Raw genomic sequence first — 3,496 nt, forward strand, 5'->3', positions numbered from 1 at the left:
GGCCGGGTGGGGCTGGTACGGCGTCTGGACGCCCTGCGGGCCCGGAGCGGGCGTCTGGCCGTCCACGGGCGGGAAGACCGCCGAGCCGACGCCGGCGCCGCTGCGGGCCGGCGGGCCGCCCGCGATGATGATCGGCGCGGGTGCCGCCTGGGCGGTGCCCGCGACACGGGCGCACTCGTCGCGCATGGCCTCGGCGCTCGGGAAGCGCTCGTTCGGGTTCTTCTTCAGGGCGCGCATGACCAGCGCGTCCACGGCCGGCGGGATCGAGCGGTTGATCGTGGAGGGCGCGACCGGCTCCTCCTGGACGTGCGCGTAGGCGATCGCCAGCGGGGAGTCCGCGTCGAAGGGCAGCCGGCCGGTCAGCAGCTCGAAGAGCATGATGCCGACCGAGTAGAGGTCGGAGCGGGCGTCGACGCCGCGGCCCAGGGCCTGCTCGGGCGAGAGGTACTGCGGGGTGCCGACGACCATGCCGGTCTGGGTCATGGAGGTGACGCCCGACTGCATGGCGCGGGCGATGCCGAAGTCCATGACCTTGACCACGCCGCGCTTGGTCATCATCACGTTGCCGGGCTTGATGTCGCGGTGGACCAGGCCCATCTCGTGGCTGACCTCGAGCGCGGCCAGCACATCCGCTGTGATCTTGAGCGCTTTCCCGACGGGCATGGCGCCGTACTGGGCGGCGTCCGCGTCGAGCACCGAGCGCAGCGGCTGTCCCTCGACGTACTCCATGACGATGTACGGCATCGTCGAGCCGTCGAGGTCGTCCTCGCCCGTGTCGAAGACCGAGACGATGTTGGTGTGCGTGAGCTTGGCCACGGACTGGGCCTCGCGGCGGAAGCGCTCGCGGAAGGAGGACTCGCGGCCCAGCTCGGTGTGGAGGGTCTTGACCGCGACCTGTCTGTCCAGCACCGTGTCGTAGGCCAGGTGCACGGACGCCATGCCGCCCTCGCCGAGCAGGTCGCGCAGCTGGTAGCGGCCCCGGCCGACAGATCGTCCCGCGTAGCGGCCTTGAGCGCCGTCCTGGCTCATGGTGTTGCTTCCCCCTCGGCCTCGGCGCGCTGCCTGGCGTACTGGCGTCGCTGGAGTGGTTTCGTGACGCGCCCGGGGCGCGCCGATCCAGCTGTTCTTCGTCGTATCCCGGCCAAGTCTGCCCGAGGCGCCGGGCACGTCAAGCCGCGTGCCCGTTCCGTGACCGGATGCGCGACAAGGTGTCACGGGATTTGCCTTGCTCGTACCGGTACGGGTTTGATAGCCGGTCCATCCCGGACCGGGACACGTCGCAAAGCCTGTAGCGTGCCCTAGCGGAAGACAGCTTTCTCGAGTTACCCCGCGCAATCGCCTTCTCACGGGGAGCGGCTGCGGCGGACCAGAGACGACGGCGAGGACTGATGGCACAGACGCAGAGCGCCCAGGGTCCATCCGATCCTGACGCCCACGGGGGCGGAATGCCCGATGTGCCTGAAATGTGGGGTAATGGCGGACTGGTCGGCGACGGCCGTTACCGTCTGACCCACCGGCTGGGCCGGGGCGGCATGGCGGAGGTCTTCGCCGCCGAGGACGTACGGCTGGGCCGTACCGTCGCGGTGAAGCTGCTCCGCGCCGACCTCGCCGAGGACCCGGTCTCCAAGGCGCGCTTCACCCGCGAGGCACAGTCCGTCGCCGGTCTGAACCACCACGCCGTGGTGGCCGTCTACGACTCCGGCGAGGACACCGTCGGCCGCAATGTCGTGCCGTACATCGTCATGGAGCTGGTCGAGGGCCGCACCATCCGCGACCTTCTGCTCAACTCCGAGGCGCCGCCGCCCGAGCAGGCGCTGATCATCGTCTCCGGGGTGCTGGAGGCGCTGGCCTACAGCCACCAGCACGGCATCGTGCACCGCGACATCAAGCCCGCCAACGTGATCATCACGAACACGGGCGCGGTCAAGGTCATGGACTTCGGCATCGCCCGCGCCCTGCACGGCGCGGCCTCCACCATGACCCAGACCGGCATGGTCATGGGCACGCCCCAGTACCTCTCCCCGGAGCAGGCCCTCGGCAAGACCGTCGACGCCCGCTCGGACCTCTACGCCACCGGCTGTCTGCTCTACGAACTGCTGGCCCTGCGCCCGCCGTTCACCGGCGAGACCCCGCTGTCGGTGGTCTACCAGCACGTCCAGGACACCCCCGTGCCGCCGTCCCAGGTGCAGCCGGCGGTGCCGCCGGAGCTGGACGGGCTCGTCATGCGCTCCCTCGCCAAGGACCCGGACGACCGGTTCCAGAGCGCCGAGGAGATGCGCGGGCTGGTCCAGTACGGCCTTCAGATGCTGCACGAGGCGGGCAGCCACACGGGTGCCTGGAGCACCGGCCCGGTCGGCCACGCCGCCGCCGCGACCCAGGTCATGGGCGGCGTGGGCATGGGCGCCACCACGGCCATGCCGCACCCGCAGCACGGCGACACCTCGCAGCAGCCGGTGATCCCGCGCCGCCAGGGCGCCGACGACGGCGGTTTCGGCGGCTACAACGGTGGTTACAACGGCGGCCGCGGCGGTTCGGGCGGCGGCAAGGGCAAGCTGTGGCTGGTCGCCGTGCTCGCGGTGGTCGCGGTCGTGGCGGGCGTCGCGTTCATGCTCAAGCAGGGCGACAAGGGCGGCCCCAGCAACAAGACGACCACCGACAAGGTCACCACCACCCCCAGCGCCCCCACGCCCAGCGGCAGCGAGAAGCCCAGCCGGAAGCCCTCCAAGGGCCACACGTCCGACACGGGCACCGGCACGGGCGGCGACAGCGACGACTGGAGCGACAACACCCGCAACCGGCAGCGCGAGCCCTCCGACGACTCGACGGGGCACGCGAGCAAGCCGCCGACCGGCAATCCGTCGTCCAACCCGTCGGGCGGCACGGACCCGTCGGGCAACCCGACCAAGACCCCGGACGACGGGAAGCAGCCGTCCCACTCGCCGGACCCGCCGGACAAGGGCACGCCGGGCACCACCACTCAGGGCGGCGCCAACCAGGGCACCGTCGGCTAGCCGACGCGAACGAGGCCGGACCCCTCCAGGGGTCCGGCCTCGTCCATGTGGGGGCCGTGCGGGCCGTCAGTCCGTGAAGGCGTCGCGCACGGACTCGTACGCGCCCGTCCACCACACCGCCAGCGCCGCCGAGGCCGGGAAGCCGGGGTCGGCGCGGTGGTCGCGCAACTGGTAGCGCCAGCGCAGCATCCAGAAGTCGTTCAGCCGCTCCCACCACACCCGGTGCACGGCGGCGCCCAGCTCGGCCGCGTCCGCGCCGGTGACCCGGCGGTAGGCACGCGCGTAGGGGCGTATCTTCGCCAGGTCCAGCGTGCCGTCCGGACGCAGGAAGAAGATCACCGCGGCCCGTACGGCCTCCTCGGCGCGCGGCTGGACGCCCAGCCGGTCCCAGTCGACGATCGCCGCGGGCTCGGCGCCCCGGTAGAGCAGGTTGAGCGGGTGGAAGTCGCCGTGCACCCAGCCCCGGGCGGGGGTGGGTGCACGGC

The 3,496-nt window shown here is 71.9% G+C and carries 3 protein-coding genes; 1 reads left to right on the forward strand and 2 read right to left on the reverse strand.

Going from position 1 to position 3,496, the window contains the following annotated elements:
• A partial coding sequence (locus K6I33_RS33280) for a protein kinase (RefSeq protein WP_229358438.1) occupies positions 1 to 1,029 on the reverse strand: 1,029 nt, incomplete at its 3' end.
• 359 nt (positions 1,030 to 1,388) lie between these two features.
• Between K6I33_RS33280 and K6I33_RS33285 the strand changes: the two genes are divergently transcribed.
• A complete protein-coding gene (locus K6I33_RS33285; protein WP_229358440.1) occupies positions 1,389 to 3,011 on the forward strand; it encodes a protein kinase in 1,623 nt (540 codons plus the stop codon).
• 66 nt (positions 3,012 to 3,077) lie between these two features.
• On the opposite strand, the gene K6I33_RS33290 is transcribed toward K6I33_RS33285, so the two are convergent.
• The coding region (locus tag K6I33_RS33290) for a phosphotransferase (protein ID WP_229358442.1) at positions 3,078 to 3,496 on the reverse strand (419 nt) is incomplete at its 5' end.

Origin of the sequence: Streptomyces sp. UNOB3_S3 (assembly GCF_020740895.1) — a bacterium.
Taxonomy (GTDB): domain Bacteria; phylum Actinomycetota; class Actinomycetes; order Streptomycetales; family Streptomycetaceae; genus Streptomyces.